Origin of the sequence: Streptomyces sp. KR80, assembly GCF_052245555.1 — a bacterium.
Taxonomy (GTDB): Bacteria; Actinomycetota; Actinomycetes; order Streptomycetales; family Streptomycetaceae; genus Streptomyces.
On record NZ_JBQQCD010000011.1, the window covers coordinates 69211 to 89224 of the forward strand.

General features: G+C 70.6%; 15 protein-coding genes. 12 read left to right on the forward strand and 3 right to left on the reverse strand.

Annotated elements, in window-relative coordinates; translation table 11 throughout:
- Positions 1-46: 46 nt before the first annotated feature.
- Positions 47-1846 carry an IucA/IucC family protein gene (locus tag ACTWQI_RS17435; protein WP_443271435.1) on the forward strand — a complete coding sequence of 600 codons (1800 nt, stop codon included), beginning with the start codon at positions 47-49 and terminating at the stop codon, positions 1844-1846.
- Between the two features lie 41 nt (positions 1847-1887).
- Complete coding sequence (locus tag ACTWQI_RS17440) at positions 1888-3909, forward strand: ATP-dependent DNA helicase (RefSeq protein ID WP_443271437.1); 2022 nt, start codon at positions 1888-1890, stop codon at positions 3907-3909.
- 171 nt (positions 3910-4080) lie between these two features.
- On the opposite strand, the gene lexA is transcribed toward ACTWQI_RS17440, so the two are convergent.
- Positions 4081-4869, reverse strand: a complete 789-nt coding sequence (gene lexA / locus ACTWQI_RS17445; protein WP_443271438.1) for a transcriptional repressor LexA — start codon at positions 4867-4869, stop codon at positions 4081-4083.
- A gap of 515 nt (positions 4870-5384) precedes the next feature.
- On the opposite strand from lexA, the gene nrdR reads away from it, so the two are divergent.
- The 8 genes from nrdR (at position 5385) to ACTWQI_RS17485 (ending at position 14591) form a co-directional block, all read left to right on the forward strand.
- Positions 5385-5897, forward strand: coding sequence for a transcriptional regulator NrdR (nrdR, locus tag ACTWQI_RS17450; protein WP_443271439.1), 513 nt, complete (start codon positions 5385-5387; stop codon positions 5895-5897).
- 115 nt (positions 5898-6012) lie between these two features.
- Positions 6013-8895, forward strand: a complete 2883-nt coding sequence (locus ACTWQI_RS17455) for a vitamin B12-dependent ribonucleotide reductase (protein WP_443271441.1) — start codon at positions 6013-6015, stop codon at positions 8893-8895.
- Positions 8896-8953: 58 nt separating this feature from the next.
- Positions 8954-9559, forward strand: coding sequence for a YdbC family protein (locus ACTWQI_RS17460; protein ID WP_443271442.1), 606 nt, complete (start codon positions 8954-8956; stop codon positions 9557-9559).
- Positions 9560-9598: 39 nt separating this feature from the next.
- Complete coding sequence (locus ACTWQI_RS17465) at positions 9599-10258, forward strand: histidine phosphatase family protein (RefSeq protein WP_443271444.1); 660 nt, start codon at positions 9599-9601, stop codon at positions 10256-10258.
- 12 nt (positions 10259-10270) lie between these two features.
- A complete protein-coding gene (locus ACTWQI_RS17470) occupies positions 10271-11179 on the forward strand; it encodes an ADP-ribosylglycohydrolase family protein (protein WP_443271445.1) in 909 nt (302 codons plus the stop codon).
- A gap of 209 nt (positions 11180-11388) precedes the next feature.
- On the forward strand, positions 11389-13119 hold the full coding sequence (locus ACTWQI_RS17475) for a DUF4153 domain-containing protein (protein WP_443271447.1): 1731 nt from the start codon (positions 11389-11391) through the stop codon (positions 13117-13119).
- Positions 13120-13209: 90 nt separating this feature from the next.
- Complete coding sequence (locus tag ACTWQI_RS17480) at positions 13210-13911, forward strand: ribonuclease HII (protein WP_443271449.1); 702 nt, start codon at positions 13210-13212, stop codon at positions 13909-13911.
- Positions 13912-13979: 68 nt separating this feature from the next.
- Positions 13980-14591, forward strand: a complete 612-nt coding sequence (locus tag ACTWQI_RS17485) for a hypothetical protein (RefSeq protein WP_443271451.1) — start codon at positions 13980-13982, stop codon at positions 14589-14591.
- Between the two features lie 30 nt (positions 14592-14621).
- Here ACTWQI_RS17485 and ACTWQI_RS17490 read toward each other — a convergent pair whose 3' ends face one another.
- Together ACTWQI_RS17490 and ACTWQI_RS17495 are read right to left on the reverse strand one after the other, a co-directional pair.
- Positions 14622-15257, reverse strand: coding sequence for a hypothetical protein (locus tag ACTWQI_RS17490; protein ID WP_443271453.1), 636 nt, complete (start codon positions 15255-15257; stop codon positions 14622-14624).
- A 237-nt stretch (positions 15258-15494) separates the two neighbouring features.
- Entirely contained in the window at positions 15495-17657 is a 2163-nt protein-coding gene (locus tag ACTWQI_RS17495; protein ID WP_443271454.1) for a RecQ family ATP-dependent DNA helicase, read from the reverse strand.
- A 164-nt stretch (positions 17658-17821) separates the two neighbouring features.
- On the opposite strand from ACTWQI_RS17495, the gene ACTWQI_RS17500 reads away from it, so the two are divergent.
- Together ACTWQI_RS17500 and ACTWQI_RS17505 are read left to right on the forward strand one after the other, a co-directional pair.
- Positions 17822-19096 (forward strand): DUF4192 domain-containing protein, encoded by a 1275-nt coding sequence (locus tag ACTWQI_RS17500; RefSeq protein ID WP_443271456.1) that lies wholly within the window; start codon positions 17822-17824, stop codon positions 19094-19096.
- 118 nt (positions 19097-19214) lie between these two features.
- A complete protein-coding gene (locus ACTWQI_RS17505; protein WP_443271458.1) occupies positions 19215-19979 on the forward strand; it encodes an NUDIX hydrolase in 765 nt (254 codons plus the stop codon).
- Positions 19980-20014 lie beyond the last annotated feature (35 nt).

The window sequence follows — 20014 nt, forward strand, 5'->3', positions numbered from 1 at the left end:
GGCATCCCGCCGGTTTCCCCACTGCTTTCTCTACACCGCTCGGCCCATGTCCGTTCCCATCCCGTCCCCGTCCGAGGAGCCCAGACCCTTGCGTCCGTCACCGACACAACGGCCTGCCGCCTGGCACCGAGCGGCCCGCCGCCTGCTCGCCAAGATGCTCGCCGAGTTCGCGTACGAAGAGGTGATCGCGCCCCGGCCCGACGGCACCGACGCGCTCGCGTACCAGCTCCCCGTCGCCGACGGCATCACCTATCGCTTCCGGGCCCACCGCGGCGCGTACGGGCACTGGCGGGTCGACCCGGACTCGATCACGCCAAGTGCCGACCCTCTGCAGTTCGTCGCGCAGGCCCACGACACGGTCCTCGGCCTGACCGGTGACACCACCGGCCACCTGCTGCGCGAGCTCACCGCCACCCTCGCCGCCGACACCCGGATCGACGCCACGGCGGCAGGCGTCACGGATCTCGCCGACCTCGGCTACGCCGACCTCGAGGGCCACCAGACCGGCCATCCGTGGATCGTCGTCAACAAGGGCCGTCTCGGTTTCTCCGCCGGCGACACGACGCACTGGGCGCCTGAAGCGCGCATCCCCCGTCGCCTGCCCTGGCTCGCCGTCCACCGCGATCTCGCCCAGTACCGCGGCGTCCCCGGACTCGCCGACCCCGAGCGGCTCTATGCCGAGGAGCTCAGCGCCGTCACCCGGGCAGCCTTCTCCCGCACCCTCACGAACCACGGCCGTGACCCCGCGGACTACCTCTGGCTCCCCGTCCACCCCTGGCAGTGGGACGAGAGCATCGCGCCCCTCTTCGCCCCGCAGATCGCTGACGGAACGATCATTCCGCTCCCGGAGGACGAGGACTTCCGGCTGCCTCAGCAGTCGATTCGCACCTTCCTCAACACCAGCCGCCCGCACGCCCGCACGGTGAAACTGCCACTCTCCATCCTGAACACCCTGGTGTGGCGGGGCTTGCCCACCGAACGCACCCTCGCAGCGCCCGCGGTCACCGGCTGGGTGCACGCCCTGCGCGACGCCGATCCCTTCCTCCGCGACGAAACACGCGTCGTCCTGCTCGGGGAGACCGCCTCCGTCACGGTCGAGCACCCGCTGTACGACCGGTTGCCGGGCGTCCCGTACCAGTACCGGGAGCTCCTCGGCTGCATCTGGCGAGAGCCGCTCGGCCCCCGCCTCGACGCCAGGGAACGGGCCCGCACCCTGGCAGCGCTCCTGCTCACCGATCCCCAGGGCCGCTCGTTCACCGCGGAGCTCGTCCGCCGCTCCGGACTCGCGCCGACCGCCTGGCTGGCCCGTCTCTTCGCCGCACTGCTGCCCCCGCTGCTGCATTTCCTCTACCGGTACGGCACGGTCTTCTCGCCGCACGGCGAGAACGCGATCGTGGTCTTCGACGAGCACGACGTGCCGGTGCGGCTGGCGGTGAAGGACTTTGTCGACGACGTGAACGTGAGTGCCGAGCCGCTGCCGGAGCACGACACCATGCCCGACGAGGTACGGGCCGTGCTGCTCACCGAGCCGCCCGACTTCCTCACTCAGTTCATCCACTCCGGCCTCTTCGTCGGCGTCTTCCGCTACCTCGCACCGCTCTGCGAGGAGCACCTGGGGGTGCGCGAAACCGCGTTCTGGTCACTCGTGAGGGAGGAGATCCTCCGCTATCACGCACGTTTTCCCGAGCTCAAGGACCGGTACGAGACCTTCGATCTGCTCACTCCCCGCATCGAAAGGCTGTGCCTGAACCGCAACCGGCTCCACCTCGACGGCTACCGCGACCGCCCCGACCGGCCGCACGCCGCCGTCCACGGCACCGTGCCCAACCCCCTGTGCAGGCCGTGACGGTGAGCGATGTCAGTGCGGCCACGTAGGGTGGGTCCGCTATGACGAAGCCCTCACTTGCCGACCTGCTGCACGCCGCCGTCACCGCAGTCGGCGGCACCGAGCGACCTGGTCAGGTGACCATGGCCGAGGCCGTGGCCGCGGCCGTCGACAGCGGCCGTCACCTGCTGGTCCAGGCCGGTACCGGCACCGGCAAGTCCCTGGGATACCTGGTGCCCGCGCTCGCGCAGGGGGTGGCGGCACCACCCGGCGAAGCCGGGGGGAGGGTGGTCGTCGCGACCGCGACGCTTGCGCTCCAGCGGCAGCTCGTCGAGCGCGATCTGCCGCGCACCGTGGAGGCGCTGCATCCGCTGCTCCGCAGGCGCCCACAGTTCGCCATGCTCAAGGGACGTTCCAACTATCTGTGTCTGCACCGTCTGCACGAAGGCGTTCCACAGGAGGAGGAAGACGGCCTGTTCGACGTCTTCGAGTCCGCGACGCCGACCAGCAAGCTCGGCAAGGACCTGCTGAGGATGCGCGACTGGGCGGACGAGACGGAGACGGGGGACCGGGACGATCTCACCCCCGGCGTTTCGGACCGGGCGTGGGCCCAGGTGTCGGTCTCCTCCCGCGAGTGCCTCGGTGCTTCGAAGTGCCCCTACGGCGCCGAGTGCTTCGCCGAGGCCGCGCGGGAGCGGGCCAAGCTCGCCGAGGTCGTGGTGACCAATCACGCTCTGCTCGCGATCGACGCCATCGAGGGGGCGCCAGTACTGCCCCGCCATGACGTGCTGGTCATCGACGAGGCTCATGAGCTGGTCTCGCGTGTGACGGGCGCGGCCACCGGTGAGCTGACCCCCGGGTCCGTCAACCGCGCTGTGCGCCGTGCCGCCAAGCTGGTCGACGAGAAGGCGGCGGACGCGCTGCAGACGGCTGCCGAGACCTTCGAGAGGCTGATGGAGCTGGCGCTTCCCGGCCGGCTCGAGGAGATTCCGGAAGACCTCGGCTATGCGCTCATGGCGCTCCGCGACGCGTCCCGCACGGTGATCACCGCACTCGGCACCACACGCGACACATCGGTGCAGGACGAAGATGCCGTGCGCAAGCAGGCCCTCGCCTCGGTCGAGAACGTCCACGCCGTCGCGGAGCGCATCGCGAACGGGTCCGAGTACGACGTCGTCTGGTACGAGCGGCACGACCGGTTCGGGGCCTCCCTGCGGGTCGCGCCGCTCTCGGTGTCCGGACTGCTGCGCGAGAAGCTCTTCGCCGACCGCTCCGTCGTCCTGACCTCGGCGACGCTCAAGCTCGGCGGTGACTTCACCGGGGTGGCCGCGTCGCTCGGCCTGTCCCCGGAAGGCATGAAGGACGAGGGAGGCGGCGAGGACGCCGACGCCGCCGGCCTGCTGTGGACGGGCCTCGACGTCGGCTCGCCGTTCGACTATCCGAAGCAGGGCATCTTGTACGTGGCCAGACACTTGGCTCAGCCGGGCCGCGAAGGAGCCCGCACGGACATGCTGGACGAGCTCGCCGAGCTCGTGGCGGCCGCGGGCGGTCGCACCCTCGGTCTGTTCTCCTCCATGCGGGCGGCACAGGGGGCGGCGGAGGCCTTGCGGGAGCGGCTCGACCTGCCGGTCCTGCTGCAGGGCGAAGAGACGCTCGGTGAACTGATCCGGGCCTTCGCAGCCGACGCCCGGACCTGCCTCTTCGGCACCCTGTCGCTGTGGCAGGGGGTCGACGTGCCAGGGTCGAACTGCCAGCTGGTCGTGATGGACAGGATTCCCTTCCCCCGGCCCGACGACCCGCTGATGAGCGCCCGGCAGAAGGCCGTCGAGGAGGGCGGAGGGAACGGCTTCATGGCCGTCGCGGCGAGCCATGCGGCGCTGCTGATGGCGCAGGGCGCCGGTCGGCTGGTCCGGGCCTCGGGAGACCGGGGCGTGGTCGCGGTGCTCGATCCCCGGCTGGCCACCGCCCGCTACGGCGGCTTCCTCCGCACCTCGATGCCCGACTTCTGGTACACCACGGACCGTAACCAGGTACGCCGCTCGCTCGCCGCCATCGACGCCGCCGCCAAAGCGGCCGATCAGTAGCCCCTGATCGCCGTCTTACCGCAACCATCAATTGAGTAACCCCGACGGTGATCAACCAGGTCCTCCCCCCGCTACCGCTGGGAGGTGCCCCCCAAGCGGCGCCGGCTTAGGCGCAAGAAACGGGCCCCGGAACCGGCGCAGGGGTCCCGGGGCCCGGTCGCAACGGGCGTCTCAGACCCGGCGGAGAACGGCAACCACCTTGCCGAGGATCGTCGCCTCGTCACCGGGGATCGGCTGGTAGGCGGAGTTGTGGGGGAGCAGCCACACATGGCCGTCCTCCCGCTTGAAGCGCTTCACCGTGGCCTCGCCCTCGAGCATGGCGGCCACGATGTCGCCGTTCTCCGCGACCGGCTGGCGGCGCACGGTCACCCAGTCACCGTCGCAGATCGCCGCCTCGACCATCGAGTCACCCACGACCTTGAGCACGAACAGCTCACCGTCACCGACCAATTGGCGGGGGAGCGGGAACACGTCCTCAACCGATTCCTCGGCGAGGATCGGGCCACCGGCTGCGATCCGGCCGACCAGCGGCACGTAGGACGCGGCTGGCTTTCCCGTGGTGTCGGTCGGCTGGGCGGTCGGTCCGTCCGAGCCGCGGACCTCGTAGGCCCGTGGGCGGTGCGGGTCGCGGCGCAGGAAGCCCTTGCGCTCCAGAGCCATGAGCTGGTGGGCGACGGAGGACGTGCTCGAGAGTCCGACTGCCTGGCCGATCTCGCGCATCGACGGTGGGTAACCGCGCCGCTGCACTGAGTCCCGGATCACCTCGATGACCCTTCGCTGCCGGTCCGTGAGGCCGGAGCTGTCGGCCCGGATTCCTGGAGGTCGGCCGGGCAGCGAGCGAGCGGGCTTCTGCCCTTCAGGGTTCATGGCTGCCGTGTCGTTCATCGTGCGCGTCTGGTCGAGTCGGTGCTGGGAGCGGTCCTGGGCGGTGATGGTGGCACTGTCTGCGGTGGTGGTCACGTCGTCGGCCCCTCTCGAGATGTTCTCCCCAGGGCACAACGGTAGTTGCTTTCGAAAGGTTGCGCCAAACACACGTTCGAGTGAAATTTCGTAGATGTGCTGACGTGATCACGGGGGCGGGTGTATTAGGCGGGCACTCCCGCCGCTGCCCCGTCCCCGCCGACATGGCCGACGGGTGCCGGGCCCGGAGGGTTCCCGTCGTGGCACCCAGTGTGTCATCTCCGCCCCCGCCGGTCGGCCCGCAGGGGTCTCCCGTACGCTCATGGCGACCGCGACAGCGCGACACGCAAATCGGCGCGCCTGGCGGGCGACCACCACATCTAGTGGTTAGATTGTCGGCAGTCACCTACAAGTTGTGGTGCCCGGTCCTCCATGAGCCCGGATATCGCCTATGCTTGAGGCTGTTCCCAGGGCCCGTTCGCGGGTCCGGCGGAGCTGTGCAGCCGTGCTGTGTCGTGCTGCGTCGCGCTGTCCTGTGTCGTACGACGGTCATGAGGGTCGAGGAGGGTGAGGACATGCACTGCCCCTTCTGCAGGCACCCCGACAGCCGCGTCGTGGACAGCCGTACCACCGACGACGGGACCTCCATCCGCAGGCGTCGTCAGTGCCCCGACTGCTCCCGCCGATTCACCACGGTGGAGACGGCGTCACTCATGGTGATCAAGCGGAGCGGGGTCACCGAGCCCTTCAGCCGCGACAAGGTCATCTCCGGCGTGCGCAAGGCGTGCCAGGGCCGTCCTGTCACTGAAGACGCGCTCGCCAAACTCGGCCAGCGGGTCGAGGAGGCGGTGCGCGCCACCGGCAGCGCCGAGCTGTCCACCCATGACGTCGGACTCGCGATACTCGGCCCGCTCCAGGAGCTCGATCTCGTCGCTTACCTGCGGTTCGCGTCCGTGTACCGGGCGTTCGACTCGCTGGAGGACTTCGAGGCCGCAGTCGCGGAGCTGCGCGAGCAACGATCTTCCGCGGGCGCCGCCGGGCCCGCCGGGGACCGCGAGGAACCTGCCCCGGCGACTGCCGCCGACTAGCGGCGCACACAGACCTGCCCGGAGCGCGGCGAGCGCGCGGGCACCAGACAGACACCGTGCCCAAGGGGAAGAGAATGGGCACATCAGGGCGTTATAGCCCGTACAGGGAGGCGGCATGACAGAGACGACGAGCGGCCCGGCACGAGGCTCCCGCGCCAAGGGCAGTAAGGCGAGCAAGGGGCTGCGCATCGAGCGCATTCACACCACCCCCGGCGTGCACCCGTATGACGAGGTGGTGTGGGAGCGCCGTGACGTCGTCATGACCAACTGGCGTGACGGCTCGGTCAACTTCGAGCAGCGTGGCGTCGAGTTCCCCGACTTCTGGTCGGTGAACGCGGTCAACATCGTGACGAGCAAGTACTTCCGGGGTGCGGTGGGGTCCCCCGACCGCGAGTCGAGCCTGAAGCAGCTCATCGACCGCGTAGTCGGGACGTACCGCAAGGCCGGTGATGACCACGGCTACTTCGCCTCTCCGGCGGATGCCGAGATCTTCGACCACGAGCTCACCTACGCCCTGCTGCACCAGGTGTTCAGCTTCAACTCCCCGGTGTGGTTCAACGTCGGCACCAAGCAGCCGCAGCAGGTCTCCGCCTGCTTCATCCTCTCCGTCGACGACTCCATGGAGTCGATCCTCGACTGGTACAAGGAAGAGGGGATGATCTTCAAGGGCGGCTCCGGCGCCGGTCTGAACCTCTCCCGCATCCGTTCTTCCAAGGAGCTGCTCTCCTCCGGCGGCAACGCCTCGGGTCCGGTTTCCTTCATGCGCGGGGCCGACGCGTCCGCAGGAACGATCAAGTCCGGTGGTGCGACCCGCCGCGCGGCCAAGATGGTCGTCCTGGATGTGGACCACCCGGATGTCGAGGCCTTCATCGAGACCAAGGTGAAGGAGGAGGAGAAGATCCGCGCACTGCGCGACGCGGGCTTCGACATGGACCTCGGCGGCGAGGACATCACCTCCGTCCAGTACCAGAACGCCAACAACTCGGTCCGGGTGAACGACGAGTTCATGAAGGCCGTCGAGTCGGGTTCCAGGTTCGGCCTGCGCGCGCGGATGACGCATGACGTCATCGAGGAGGTCGACGCCAAGGGCCTCTTCCGGAAGATGGCCGAGGCCGCCTGGGCCTGCGCCGACCCGGGGATCCAGTACGACGACACCATCAACCACTGGCACACCTCGCCGGAGTCGGGCCGGATCACCGCCTCCAACCCGTGCAGCGAGTACATGCACCTGGACAACTCCTCGTGCAACCTCGCCTCGCTCAACCTGATGAAGTTCCTGCGCGACGACGACCTGGGCAACCAGTCGTTCGCCGCCGAGCGCTTCGCCAAGGTCGTCGAGCTGGTCACCACCGCGATGGACATCTCCATCTGCTTCGCGGACTTCCCGACCCAGAAGATCGGCGAGACCACGCGCGCGTTCCGCCAGCTGGGCATCGGCTACGCCAACCTGGGCGCCCTGCTGATGGCCACCGGCCACGCGTACGACTCGGACGGCGGCCGCGCGCTGGCCGGCGCTATCACCTCGCTGATGACCGGCACCTCGTACAAGCGCTCCGCCGAGCTCGCCGCGGTCGTCGGCCCGTACGACGGCTACGCGCGCAACGCCGACGCCCACAAGCGCGTTATGAAGCAGCACGCGGACGCCAACGACACCGCCAAGCGCATGGACGACCTGGACACCCCGGTGTGGGCCGCGGCCACCGAGGCGTGGCAGGACGTCCTTCGCCTCGGGGCGAAGAACGGTTTCCGCAACGCCCAGGCGTCGGTGCTGGCCCCGACCGGCACCATCGGCCTGATGATGGACTGCGACACCACCGGCGTCGAGCCGGACCTGGCCCTGGTCAAGTTCAAGAAGCTCGTCGGCGGCGGGTCGATGCAGATCGTGAACAACACGGTCCCGAAGGCGCTGAAGCGGCTCGGCTACCAGCCCGAGCAGGTCGAGGCGATCGTCGCCCACATCGCCGAGCACGGCAATGTGATCGACGCCCCGGGCCTGCGCCAGGAGCACTACGAGGTCTTCGACTGTGCGATGGGCGAGCGCTCCATCTCGCCGATGGGCCACGTCCGGATGATGGCGGCCGCCCAGCCGTTCCTGTCCGGCGCGATCTCCAAGACCGTGAACATGCCGGAGCAGGCCACCGTCGAGGAGATCGAGGAGATCTACTTCGAGGGCTGGAAACTCGGGCTGAAGGCGCTCGCGATCTACCGCGACAACTGCAAGGTCGGCCAGCCGCTCTCGACCAAGAAGTGGAAGGAGAAGGCAGCGGAGGTGACCGAGCCGCCGGCGGAGAAGATCGTCGAGTACCGACCGGTCCGCAAGCGCCTGCCGAAGGGCCGCCCCGGCATCACCACCTCCTTCACGGTGGGTGGCGCCGAGGGCTACATGACGGCCAACTCCTACCCGGACGACGGCCTCGGCGAGGTCTTCCTGAAGATGTCCAAGCAGGGCTCGACCCTCGCGGGCATGATGGACGCCTTCTCCATCGCCGTCTCGGTGGGCCTGCAGTACGGCGTGCCGCTGGAGACCTACGTCTCGAAGTTCACCAACATGCGCTTTGAGCCGGCCGGTATGACCGACGACCCGGACGTGCGGATGGCACAGTCGATCGTCGACTACATCTTCCGCCGCCTGGCGCTGGACTTCCTGCCGTTCGAGACCCGTTCGGCGCTCGGCATCCACTCGGCCGACGAGCGTCAGCGCCACCTGGAGACCGGTTCGTACGAGCCGTCCGACGACGAGATGGACGTCGAGGGGCTCGCCCAGTCCGCACCGCGTCAGGTCGAGGTGCCCAGGGTGACCTCGCAGAACTCGCCGAAGCCCGAGGTGACGGCGGCTGTGCCCGCACCCAAGGAGGCGCACAGCTCCACCGAGCTGGTGGAGATGCAGCTCGGGCTGAACGCGGACGCCCCACTGTGCTTCTCGTGCGGCACCAAGATGCGCCGCGCGGGCAGCTGCTACCTGTGCGAGGGCTGTGGCTCGACCAGCGGCTGCAGCTGATCGCGAACGATCGACGCGTGGGAGCCGGCCGGTGGTCGGCTCCCACTACGATGGCGCGGTGCTGGTCAAGTGGATTCGCTGCACCGTGGTGGACCGCCGCGGTTTCGAGCGGGGGCAGCGAAAGTGGGCGGGGCTGCTCGGCGAACCGGGATTCCGGGGACAGGGCGGTGGATGGAGCCGGGCGCGGCCGGATGTGGTCCATCTCTTCGCCTTCTGGGAGAGCCGGGCGTTCTACGACTCCTTCATGGCGCGGTCGCACACCCGGCTCGCAGCCGCGCAGTCCGGCACCTTCAAGGACGCCCGGATACGCCTCTTCGAGCACCGCTTCGATGTGAAGGTCGGTTTCCGGCCGGTCTTCTCCGACGCGGATGTGGCGCGGGTGGCCCACTGCCGAGTCCGTCCGGACCGGGTGGAGCACTTCACACTCATGCAGGAGAAGGTGTGGAATCCGGCCATGGCCGGGTCGCCCGGCATGCTGCGGGGGGTCTTCGGGGAGGCGCCGGGCAATGAATTCCTGGTGCTGTCGCTGTGGGACTCCGCGGCGGAGCACGGGAAGTACCGTGCGGAACGCGTGGAGCGCCTGGCGCTGCGCACCCAGATCGAGGCCGACGTATCCGCACTCGCCGGCGACGTCGTCGCCCTCGAACCGTCCTGGTCGGTCTGAGGGCGCGCCGGTCCCCGGCCCGCGATCTATGGTGGCGGCATGGCACGGCCGCGGCGCATCGTTCTCCTCCGGCACGGAGAGTCGGAGGGCAACGTCGATGACACGGTCTACGAGCGGCAGCCCGACCATGCGCTGCACCTGACCCCGGCCGGATGGCGCCAGGCGGAGGAGGCGGGGGAGCGGCTGCGGGCACTCTTCGGTGACGAGAGGGTCAGCGCGTACGTCTCCCCGTACCGGCGGACCCACCAGACCTTCCGGGCGCTCGGACTCGACCCGAGGCTGGTGCGGGTCCGGGAAGAGCCGCGCCTTCGGGAGCAGGACTGGGGCAACTGGCAGGACGCCGAGGACGTGCGGATGCAGAAGGTCCACCGTGACGCGTACGGGCACTTCTTCTACCGCTTCCCCCAGGGGGAGTCCGGTGCGGACGTCTACGACCGGGTCGGGGCGTTTCTGGAGAGCCTCCACCGGAGCTTCGAGCGGCCGGATCACCCGCCGAACGTCCTCCTGGTCACTCATGGCCTGACGATGCGGCTGTTCTGCATGCGCTGGTTCCACTGGACGGTGGCCGAATTCGAGTCCCTGTCCAATCCTCGGAACGGAGAGTTCCGGACGCTGATCCTCGGCGCGGACGGCCGCTACCGCCTGGACCGGCCGTTCGAGCGCTGGTGCACCCCCGAGTCGTACGACACCACCGGTTAGAGTGTCACGGCGATGACCGCTGATCCCCCTCTGATGCGACGCTGTGAGCGCGCCCTGGCGAGCCTGCGGGGGCTGGCCGTGGGCGATGCGCTGGGCTCCCAGTTCTTCGTGCCCTCGAACTACCCGGCCCTGAAGCGGCGAGAGCTGCCTCCCGGTGTCTGGCAGTGGACGGACGACACGGAGATGGCGTGCTCGGTACTGGCCGTCCTGGTCGACCACGGACGCGTCGACCAGGACGCGCTCGCCCGGTCCTTCGCCGAGCACCACGACGTCGACCGCGGCTACGGCCCGGCCGTCAACCGGATGCTGCGCCTGATCCGGGAGGGCGGCGACTGGCGTGAGCTCGCCTCCGCCCTGTTCAACGGGCAGGGGTCGTGGGGTAACGGTGCCGCGATGCGGATCGCTCCGCTCGGGGCCTGGTACGCGGGCGACCCGGAGCAGGCCACGCACCAGGCGGAGATCTCGTCCTACATCACGCACCAGCACCGTGAGGCCGTCGCCGGAAGCATGGCGGTCGCCGCCGCGGCGGCCCTGGTCGCGGACCCGAAGGGCTGCGCCGGACCGGAAGCCCTCCTGGACACGGTGATCGAACTCGTGCCGCGCAGCGCCATGCACGCCGGACTGCGGCGCGCCCGCGACATGCTCGACTACGGCGATGCCGGAACGGTGGCCGCCGTCCTCGGCTGCGGGCGCCGTACCAGTGCACACGACACCGTGCCCTTCACGCTCTGGGCCGCCGCCCGCCACCTCGGGGACTTCACCGGGGCGTTCTGGACCACGGCGCAGGTGGGCGGCGATGTGGACACGACCTGCGCCATCGTGGGCGGCGTCGTCGCGGCCGCCGAGGCAGGTGCGCCGCCGCGCGAGTGGCAGGAGCACACCGAGCCGTTGCCTGCCTGGGCACCGGCGGAGGCGGGCTGACCCGTCGTCCGGACCGCCTGACGGGGGCCCGGCCTGTGTCACGGTCATGCCACAGCTTCCGCTTACCGACCCCCGGTCGCCGTCACCTGCATCGGAGCGGCTTACCCTGACGCCCATCCACGGGCCGATCATGGCTGGTGGTACCAACGAGACACCGGGCCGACCTCGCCGATGCACCAGGGGCGGCGGCCTGGTCGGGAGGGGGTCCCGTGTCCGATTCGCCGTCCACCGCTCCGAGACCGGAGGAACAGGCCGAGGAGCACGACCAGCAGGCGGAGCAGTTCGACGAGTACGTCGACGCGGATGCCGACGAGCACGAGCACAGCTCAGCCGGGGAGCGCGCGGAGGAAGAACCGGAAGCCTCCATGCCGGATCCCTGGCATGCACCGTCGCACCTCCGGAAGGAGCAGCACCCGACGCAGTGCAGCAAGGCGCAGTCGCTCTCCGGCCCGCTCCCGCCACCGCACTGGCGTGAGAAAGTCCAGTCCGGACGGCCCGCTGCCATCCGGCCCGCCACCGCGTGGGCGGCACTCGCCACCGCCGTCCTGAGTGCGCTGCTGCTCGACGAGGGCATCGGAATCAACCTGCTGATCGTTGCTGTGCCGGCGGCTCTCGCGGCGGCCTTCGCAGCCCGGGAGGCAGGCCGTCGGACCCGGCCCTGGACCCTGGTCTGGGCGGGCGGAGGCCTGGCCCTGCTCGCCGTACCCGCAGTGCGCGACGCCGGTTGGCCGACGTTCCTCGCGATGCTCGCCGCACTTGCGCTCGGCTCCCTCGCCCTGCACGGCTGCCGCACCTGGCGGGGCACCCTCCTCGGCTCGGTCGGTGTGCTGGGCGCGGTGCTGCCGGGGGCCCGTTGGGCCTGGCAGGGACTGCGCCAGTCCTCCGAGGGCACGCGGCAGCGCTGGGCACCGGTGGCGCGCCCGGCGGGAGTCGCCGTCCTCCTCCTCGCCGTCTTCGGGGCCCTCTTCGCAGGCGCCGACGCCGCCTTCGCCGATCTGCTCGGCAGTCTGGTGCCCGATGTCACCGTCGCCCCGCTCCGCGTCTTCTTCTTCCTGCTGGGCCTGCTGGGCGCGCTCGCCGCTGCCCGGACCGCTGCGGCACCGCTGCACTGGGACCGGCTGGGGAGCACCGGCGGGCGGCCGCGCGCCCGCCTGGAGTGGGCCCTTCCGCTCATCGTGCTCAATGTGCTCTTCGCCGCCTTCATCGCGGTCCAACTCGCCGTGCTCCTCGGCGGCTACGACACGGTGCTCAAGGAGACCGGTCTGACGTACGCGGAGTACGCCCGCCAAGGGTTCTGGCAACTGCTCTGCGCCACGCTCCTCACGCTGGTCGTCATCGCTCTGGCGCTGCGCTGGGCGCCTCGCGGAAACCGGCACGACCGCACTCTCGTCCGCGCCGTGCTCGGCACGCTCTGCGTCCTCACCCTGGTGGTGGTCGCATCCGCCCTGCGGCGCATGGACCTCTACGTCGACGCCTACGGGCTGACCCGGCTCCGGGTGTCGGTGGCCGGCGCCGAACTCTGGCTCGGCCTGGTCCTCGTGCTCATCATGGCCGCGGGACTGCTCGGTGACGGTCGGCTGCCGCGCGCGGTCATCGGCAGCGCCGCGGCGGCGGTGCTGGCCTTCGGCCTGCTCTCACCGGACGGACTCGTGGCGGAGCAGAACGTCGGGCGGTATGAGCGCACCGGCAAGATCGACCTGGAGTATCTGCAGGACCTCTCGGCCGACGCCGTACCGGCCCTCGACCGGCTCCCGGAGCCGCAGCGCTCCTGCGCCCTGCGCGACATCGAGCGCAGCCTGGTGGCACATCGCGACCCCTGGTATGCCACCAGCCTCGGCGCATCCCGGGCCCGTGCCATCCTGAAGGACCGGCCGGTTTCCGACCCCCAGGCCGCCTGCGCCCGCGCGGGAGCGTACGAGGCCGAGCGTGACGCCTACTGAAGGGCATCACCCGGTGCGGTGCTCTGCTGCCGCACCGGGTCTGGGCCCGCCTCCCGTAGCGCGGCCCGAGCGGCGTAATCTGAGGACGCCATGACGTACGAACCGCCTACTCATCGCGTCGAGCGCTCACTGCGCGCCACCACCGGAGCCAGAATGGTGGCCGGCGTCGACGAGGTCGGGCGTGGTGCCTGGGCCGGTCCGGTCACGGTGTGCGCCGCGGTCACCGGCCTGCGCCGACCACCCGAGGGCCTGACGGATTCCAAGCTGCTCACGCCCAAGCGGCGAACGGAATTGGCGGGGGTGCTGGAAGGCTGGGTCACCTCCCACGCCCTCGGGCACGCCTCGCCCCAGGAGATCGACGAGCTGGGGATGACGGCAGCGCTGCGACTCGCGGCGGGGCGAGCCCTGGAGGCGCTGCCGGTCCGGCCCGATGCGGTGATCCTGGACGGCAAGCACGACTACTTGGGAGCGCCCTGGCGGGTCCGTACGGTCATCAAGGGCGATCAGTCCTGTGTCGCGGTCGCCGCCGCCTCCGTGATCGCCAAGGTCTGCCGGGACGCCATGATGGCGGAACTGGGCCTGGAGTTCCCCGACTTCGACTTCGTGGGAAATGCGGGCTACCCGTCGCCTGTGCACCGTGCGGCACTGGAGTCGCTCGGGCCCACGGTCCACCACCGGATGTCCTGGGCCTACTGGGACGGCCTGCCGCACTGGCGGCATCTGAAGCGGGAGCGCGTCGTGCCGCGGCAGACGTCCCTGGAATCCGGAGGGCAACTCGGATTCGACTTCTGAGCGGCCGTCCTGTCATCCACCCGGCCCCGCGGATGCGCATCGCACCGACGTTTGATAGACATCAGCCCATGCCTCTCATCCCCGAGGAGCCTCCGATTCACGAGAGTGTCCCGGGTCCCCGCGTCAGCCCGGCCGCCGGCCGTACCGCGCAGACCCCTCGTCCCGTCCCCGGTCCGGGGCTCAGGCCTGCCACTGGGCGGCCCGGTCGCCCCGGACCCCAGCGTGGCCCAGCCGCCACACCGGTGCAGCGCAGCCCGCGTGATGCCGCCAAGTCCCCGGCGTCCACCTCGGGTCCGCAGATCCAGCTGATCCCTGCCCCGGCCGAGGGGGCGCTGGACGCGGCCGAAGAGGCCGTGGATCTGCTGCTGGACTCCGGACGTGCCCCCCACGACGTCCTGGTGCTGACCACGGGCGATCAGCATCCATGGGCCGCACACGAGTTGTCCTTCGGCGAGGAGTCGTACTGGGCGCAGCACGATGCCCGCGACGATGTGTTCTACGCGGACGCCGCGGTGGCCGGGCGAGCGGCGGGGCGTCCTGTCGTGGTCGTCGCGGTGAACGGGGGCGCGGACGATGCCGCGATCCGTGCGCTGCCCGCCGCCATGGCCAAGGCGGGAGTGCTGCTGATCATCTGCGGAGATCCGCAGCGGATCAACGCGCTCATCGGCGCCGGGGTCTGACCCGACCGCCGGAGTCGGTGAGCGGCGGCGTCATCGAGCGGCGGTGCGGGCAAGGTCGGTGACTCCGGCCGTCATGTGCCGGGGGACAGGGGGCTTCGTGCCGTGCCGCCGACCCTGTCGAGGGCCCTCCTCCTGGTGGGAAGCGGAGTGGGGCCGACGACCCCCGCGCCCCTCGCCGAGCACCTGCCAGCCGTCACCGGTCAGCGTGATGTACGCGCCACAGCGCAGGCCGTGGAGAGTGCAGGCGTCGCGCAGTCCCCACATCCATGCGCCGTCCTCCTCCGTCCACCGGGCCTCGCCGTCCCGGCAGTAGAGCAGAACCGCGGTACGGACCGGGACCCGGCGCCGAAGGTCGTGCGGGATGATGCGGCGCAACTGTGCCAGCAGGGCGTTACGGAGCACCCAGCCGTCGGGTGCGATGGAGCGCCGCGTGAACGAAGCGCTCGCGGTGACTCTCTCGTTCGGGTCGAGGACGGCGACGACCGCCGTCGTGGGCGTGGGCAGATGACGGACGTGCAGGCCGGTGACGACCTCGCGGGGATTGCGGAGCAGGGGGATGCCCGCCGAGGCCCACTCCGACGGCTCGAGCATGCGGCCCAGGCGCGCGGCGGAGTCGGTCGGCACCGAGAGCGACGCGGCCGGGGACGGAGCGAATCCGGAGGTCACGGTCCTCCTTCGTCTGCACGCCCGCACACCGGGCAGGGTCGGTTCGGGCGCACCGCAGCACAGCTCCTTGCGAACCGAGGAAAGGGCGGTGCGGGAAGCACGGACAATTCTTGCGGCCCTACTGGCCAGCGGCAATGAGCAATTGGCGCCACTGACCGGTATCGGCCGGTCCGGCTGCTATATCCCTGCCGGACGTCTGCCCGGTGCTGCTCCCCTCGTCCCTGGTCATCCCCCTAGTCATCCCTGGACCGCGAGGACCAGCGGGAACACCCCCTCGGCTCCTGCCTGGCGGAGCAGTCGTGCGGCCACAGCGAGCGTCCAGCCCGTATCGGTCAGATCGTCCACGAGGAGCACCGGCCCGCCGGCCGCCGTCAGTGCCGCGACGAGCGCGGGAGGGACCGTCAGCGCGCCATGCAGAGCGCGAAGCCGCTGTGCGCTGTTGGACCGCGGAACCCTGGTATCCGCGCCCTCCGCGTAGGCGAGGGAGCCGAGCAGCGGCATTCTGCCGATGGCCGCGATGCGTTGGCCGAGAGATCCGATCAACTCCGGGCGGGTGTGCGATGCCATGGTGACCACTCCCACCGGCCGGGCGGGGGCATCCGGTGCTCCGGACGACCAGCCTCCAGGGCCTTTCGCCCAGTCGGCGAGCACCGTCACCACCGCGTCGGCGACATCGTCGGGCACCGGTCCGTCGAGGGCCTGGGCGGAGAGCATCGGCCGCAGCCGGTTTCCCCATCCGATGTCGGACAGTCGGCCCAACGCGCGGCCGGGAGCGGCCTGTTCGCCCGCCGGGATGCGGCCCTTCAGGTCCACCCCGACGGCAGCGAGCCCGGACGGCCACATGCGGCGCGGGTCCACCTCCACCCCGGGCCTGCCCAGCTCGCCACGGGCCGCCTCCAGGGAGGTCGCGGAGACGTCGGCGGTGAAGCGGGCCCCCGCGCAGTTGTCACAGCGCCCGCAGGCCACCGCTGCCTCGTCGTCCAACTGCCGGCGCAGGAACTCCATGCGGCAGCGGTCCGTGGTGGCGTAGTCGCGCATCGCCTGCTGCTCGGCCTCGCGCTGCCGAGCCACCCAGGCGTATCGCTCGGCGTCATAGGTCCACGGCCGTCCTGTGGCGGTCCAGCCGCCGCGGACCCGGTGCACGGCCCCGTCCACGTCGAGGACCTTGAGCATTGCTTCCAGTCGCGATCGCCGCAGATCGACCTGGGGCTCGAGTGCGGGAAGGGACAGCGGCCGCCCCGCCTGGGCCAGGACGTCGAGCGTACGGCGCACCTGCTCCTCGGCCGGAAAGGCGAGCGATGCGAAGTAACGCCAGATCGCCTCGTCCTCACGGCCGGGGAGCAGCAGCACCTCGGCGTGCTCCACCCCGCGCCCCGCGCGCCCCACCTGCTGGTAGTAGGCGATCGGCGAGGACGGAGAGCCGAGGTGCACGACGAAGCCCAGGTCCGGTTTGTCGAAGCCCATGCCGAGTGCCGATGTGGCGACGAGCGCCTTCACCCGGTTGTCGAGCAGGTCCGCCTCCGCCGCCCGGCGGTCGGCATCCTCGCTCTTTCCCGTGTACGAGGCCACGGCGTGTCCGCGCTGCCGGAGGAAGGTGGACACCTCCTCGGCCGCAGCCACCGTCAGCGTGTAGACGATCCCGGATCCCGGGAGGTCGTCGAGGTGGTCGGCCAGCCAGGCCAGCCGGTGGGCCGCATCCGGCAGCCGCAGCACGCCGAGGCTCAGACTCTCGCGGTCGAGCGGGCCGCGCAGGACGAGCGTTTCCGAGCTCTCCTCTCCAGTGCCGAGCTGATCGGCGACGTCTGCGGTGACACGTGCGTTGGCCGTCGCCGTCGTCGCGAGCACGGGAACGCCGGGAGCGAGCTCGGCGAGCATCGTGCGGAGCCGGCGGTAGTCCGGCCGGAAGTCGTGGCCCCAGTCGGAGATGCAGTGCGCCTCGTCGACCACGAGCATCCCGGTGCTCGCGGCGAGCTTCGGCAGCATCTGGTCGCGGAAGTCGGGGTTGTTCAACCGCTCCGGGCTGACCAGCAGCACATCGACCTCGCCCGCGGCCACCTCGGCCTGGACGGAGTCCCACTCCTCGGTGTTCGCGGAATTGATCGTGCGCGCCCGAATGCCCGCACGCTCGGCGGCCTCGATCTGATTCCGCATGAGCGCGAGCAGCGGCGAGACGATCACCGTGGGCCCACTGCCGCGGCTCCGCAGCAGCGCTGTGGCCACGAAGTACACCGCCGACTTGCCCCAGCCCGTGCGCTGCACCACCAGCGCCCGGCGGTGGTCCGCGACCAGGGCCTCGATGGCGCGCCACTGATCCTCGCGGAGTCTGGCGGCTCCGCCTGCGTCCCCGACCAGGCGGGCGAGTACGGCATCGGCTGAGGCGCGGAGTTCTTCGTTGCTCATGCCCCCATGCAACCCGATGGCACGGACACCTCGCGAATGCGGGTGCCCGGCCTGTGGAAAACTCGTCGGCGACACGCACCGTCCACACCGTTCGGTACGACAGAACTGCCGAGAGTTATCCACAGGGGTTTCGGCGGTGAGCGGCGGGGCGGCACTGTCGGGGCATGACTGATCACATCGAACCGCTGCAGCCGTCCGCCGATGAGCAGATCACCCTGCGCAGTCCGGCGGAACTGGCCGATGCACTCCCGTACTTGATGGGTTTTCATCCCGACGACAGCATCGTCATGGTCGCCCTGCACGGCCGTCGCGGCCGCTTCGGCGGACGTCTTCGGCTGGGCATTCCGGGCAACTGCGATGAATGGCCGGATGTTGCCGCGCAGCTCGCCGAATGCCTGGTCGCGGGCAGCGCGAAGCGCAGTGGCCGACCCGACGGCGTTGTCGTCTTCTTGTGCAAGGACCCTTCCGGGAAGCAGACGGGTCAGGAAGTGATGGAGCAGCTGCGACCGCTGGCCGGGCGACTGCGCACCGCCTGTGGTGAGCTGGATGTGCCCGTTCTGGAAGCCCTCTGCATTTCCGGCGGCCGCTTTTGGTCCTACTGCTGTCCCGATGACCGGTGCTGCCCTGCGGAAGGCACACCGCTCGTCCTGCCCGGCACCTCGGTGATGGCGGCTGCCGCAACCTACGCCGGGATCCAGGTGCGCGGCTCGCTGCGGGACATGGAGGCCAGACTGGCTCCTCTGGGACCGCCCGCCGCGGCGGCTCAGGAGGAGGCCCTGGACGCGGCCACTGCGGAACTCGTTCCGCGGATCCTCGGGGGAGTGGACCGCGAGACGGTCTGCGAAGAGACGATCGCTCTCGTCCAAAGGCTTCTGGACCGCCTCTCCGAGGCGCCCGCGACCGGTGATCCCCGTGCGGCGGATGCTCGCGACGACCTGATCGTGACCGACGAAGAGGCCGCAGCGATCATCCTCGGGCTGCAGGACCGTGCCACCCGGGATCGCGCCGCGGAGTGGATGGAGGGCCCGCAGGCCGAACGCGCGCTCCGGGTGTGGCGAGCGCTCGCCCGGCGCTGTGTCGGGGCCTATGGCGACCACGCGGCGGCTCCCCTCACCCTCGCCGGGTGGGTGGCCCTGTCCACCGGGGACGAACCGTCTGCCCGGGTTGCCTTGAGCATGGCGTTGCGGGTCGACCCCGATTACCTCTTCGCCAAGCTCCTCCACCAGGGCGCCAATGAAGGCCTCGACCCGGAATTGCTCCGACGCTGCCTCCGACAGGAGCGGGCGGGCCGCACCGCCGGGCGCCCCGTACCCATCCCTGCGCCTCCTGGAAGCGGCCGGCGCGAGCGAACCCGGCCCACCGGACCCGCGGGCAGCCGTCAGCGCAGTCGCGCGCGTCGTCGCCGGACGCGCCGACGCGGGGCGAGGAGCGATGCATGACGCTCGGGTGCGGCATCGCGGCGGATGAGGTCGGCGCGCGGCTCCGGTCGCCGGTCGCCGGTGTGAAGTGGATCCTGAAGATCCTGATTATCGTCAGGCAGACGACTATGATCGCCGCATGGCGCCCTACGACCCGTCGGCCTTTCCGCCCTTCGCCGTCACTGTCGACCTGGTCGTGCTCACCGTGCGGCGGCATGCGCTGTGTGCGCTCGCCGTCCGTCGCGGCGAGCCGCCGTTCCAGGGGCGCTGGGCGCTGCCGGGCGGGTTCGTGCGACCCGACGAGGACCTCGCGGCGGCCGCGGCACGTGAGCTCGCCGAAGAGACCGGGCTGCTCGTGCACGACCCCTTCGGCCCGACCGCCGCCAACGGAGCGCATCTCGAGCAACTCGCCACGTACGGCGACCCCCAACGGGATCCCCGGATGCGGGTGGTGAGCGTGGCACATCTGGTGCTGGCGCCCGACTTGCCGGCTCCCCGGCCGGGCGGTGACGCGCACAGCGCGCGGTGGGCTCCGGTGGAGGTGCTGCTGGCCCAGGAGGGCGGCCTGGGCCGCGACGGGGAGGCGGCGGCACCGCTCGCCTTCGACCATGCCCGGATTCTCGCGGACGGCGTCGAGCGAGCCCGCTCCAAGATCGAGTACTCCTCGCTGGCCACGGCCTTCTGTCCGCCGGAATTCACGGTCGGAGAGCTGCGCCGGGTCTACGAAGCGGTCTGGGGGGTCGCCCTCGATCCACGGAACTTCCATCGCAAGGTGACGGGCACGCCAGGTTTCCTGGTGCCGACGGGCGGCACCACGACGCGCCAGGGCGGCCGTCCGGCCCAGCTGTTCCGTGCCGGTGGGGCGACGCTGCTCAACCCGCCGATGCTGCGTCCCGAGGTCTGAGCGGAATCCAGGACACGACCGGGCGAGGCAGGGCC

Coding starts and splice junctions, on each gene's coding strand:
- ACTWQI_RS17500 (WP_443271456.1), top strand. CDS start 17,822: ATGACTGATCACATCGAACCGCTGCAGCCGTCCGCCGATGAGCAGATC.
- ACTWQI_RS17455 (WP_443271441.1), top strand. CDS start 6,013: ATGACAGAGACGACGAGCGGCCCGGCACGAGGCTCCCGCGCCAAGGGC.
- ACTWQI_RS17440 (WP_443271437.1), top strand. CDS start 1,888: ATGACGAAGCCCTCACTTGCCGACCTGCTGCACGCCGCCGTCACCGCA.
- ACTWQI_RS17435 (WP_443271435.1), top strand. CDS start 47: ATGTCCGTTCCCATCCCGTCCCCGTCCGAGGAGCCCAGACCCTTGCGT.
- nrdR (WP_443271439.1), top strand. CDS start 5,385: ATGCACTGCCCCTTCTGCAGGCACCCCGACAGCCGCGTCGTGGACAGC.
- ACTWQI_RS17495 (WP_443271454.1), bottom strand. CDS start 17,657: ATGAGCAACGAAGAACTCCGCGCCTCAGCCGATGCCGTACTCGCCCGC.
- ACTWQI_RS17465 (WP_443271444.1), top strand. CDS start 9,599: ATGGCACGGCCGCGGCGCATCGTTCTCCTCCGGCACGGAGAGTCGGAG.
- ACTWQI_RS17470 (WP_443271445.1), top strand. CDS start 10,271: ATGACCGCTGATCCCCCTCTGATGCGACGCTGTGAGCGCGCCCTGGCG.
- ACTWQI_RS17480 (WP_443271449.1), top strand. CDS start 13,210: ATGACGTACGAACCGCCTACTCATCGCGTCGAGCGCTCACTGCGCGCC.
- ACTWQI_RS17505 (WP_443271458.1), top strand. CDS start 19,215: ATGGCGCCCTACGACCCGTCGGCCTTTCCGCCCTTCGCCGTCACTGTC.
- ACTWQI_RS17485 (WP_443271451.1), top strand. CDS start 13,980: ATGCCTCTCATCCCCGAGGAGCCTCCGATTCACGAGAGTGTCCCGGGT.